The sequence below is a fragment of the Bombella pollinis genome, assembly GCF_026385485.1.
Classification (GTDB): Bacteria; Pseudomonadota; Alphaproteobacteria; order Acetobacterales; family Acetobacteraceae; genus Bombella; species Bombella pollinis.
In genome coordinates, this window is sequence record NZ_JANIDX010000012.1 from 1 (window position 1) to 1,386 (window position 1,386).

The window sequence follows — 1,386 nt, forward strand, 5'->3', positions numbered from 1 at the left end:
CAAACTCCAACTTCTCAATTATGGCGGTTGGGATCATCACCAAACCCTCACCAACCATTACCGCTCTGGGACTGTACGAGACCAAATAAAGGGAGTCGTAAACGCAACACATATCAACTATAATTTCCAGCCCTACACCCCCATTACGCAAGACGAGACCAACAACCTCCCCAACAGCTACAAGCAGCAAATCTCCCAAACAACAGCCCATCTAGGGGTGGTTGAAATTTGGGGCGGCTCCTACACTGGCACCCCTCCAAATGGGCAAGAAAAATCAATACCCATCATCTCTGCCCAAAATGGTATGGTTGGCTATCCAAAATATAACGAGGCCGGAACAACCATCACAACACTCCTCCGCCCAGACATCGCCTTCTGGCAACCCATCATCCTAAATAGTGAATATGCTCCCAAAAACTGGCTTCCTCCCCAGGACCAACCAGACAGCCTCACCAACCAAAGTCACCAGCTTATCAGCAAAGCCCCTTGGGATGGCCTATGGCTACCCATCGCCATCCAACATGAAGTCTCAACAGAAATGCAAGAAGGCAAATGGCACACAACCATAGATTGCATCCGCACCAATCTCGGCCAAAAACCATCCTAGAATTAGAGCAATCTAACCCACCGATAGATAGAACTGACCGACTTACCATAGCCCCTCCCGCGGGTCATGATTCACATTATCCACATCACAAACCCCATCACCAACGATACTCCCTATACTATAATAACCTTCATTTATCGCATCTACATGATGGGTAATATCTCCCCATTCATACCCCATATTATCCAACAACCCTCCTACAATAACCGCACAACGGCGATAACGTCCCTTCTGCGCCAACACCAAATCCGCTGCATTCTCTGCCCATACACGCCTAACGCCAACCTTCACAAGCTTCTTAATCGTCCCTTTCCGGTCCTCCCGAAAAGCCTTCTGCAACCGCTCAATCGATGGCGCATAAGGGTCAACCGCATTCGGGTCCCTATACATCCAGTTAATATCACAAGCCGTTTCCGCCGTATCAGGATTCCGCATATTCATTGCCCTAGCATCCTCTCGGCTTATTGGCATACCGGGTATCCGACGATACATATCAACTGCGACAACCGCGCACCCCGCATACATCCCTCGCTGAGAAGTGACAAGCACAGCCGCACTCTCCGCAACATTCTTCTCCACACCAGCCTGCACCATCTCATCAATCGTCCCCTGCCGGTCTTGTTGAAAACGCCGCGCCATAATCTGAACAGGATCATTCCCCGGGTTATAAGCGGGCTTCGCAGGCGTCTTATCCAAAAAGGCCTTGCTGCAAATATGCACCTGTTCAATATCGTAAACAAACCGCCATGACCCAGAATTCGCTAAGCGAATACGCTCCC

Annotated in this window: 2 protein-coding genes; one reads left to right on the forward strand and one right to left on the reverse strand. The window is 49.9% G+C overall.

Features of this window, described 5'->3' with window-relative positions:
* Positions 1-607: hypothetical protein (locus NQF89_RS08775; protein ID WP_266137993.1), on the forward strand; the 607-nt coding region annotated here is incomplete at its 5' end.
* A 42-nt stretch (positions 608-649) separates the two neighbouring features.
* Here NQF89_RS08775 and NQF89_RS08780 read toward each other — a convergent pair.
* On the reverse strand, positions 650-1,386 hold a 737-nt coding region (locus NQF89_RS08780; protein ID WP_266137994.1), incomplete at its 5' end, for a hypothetical protein.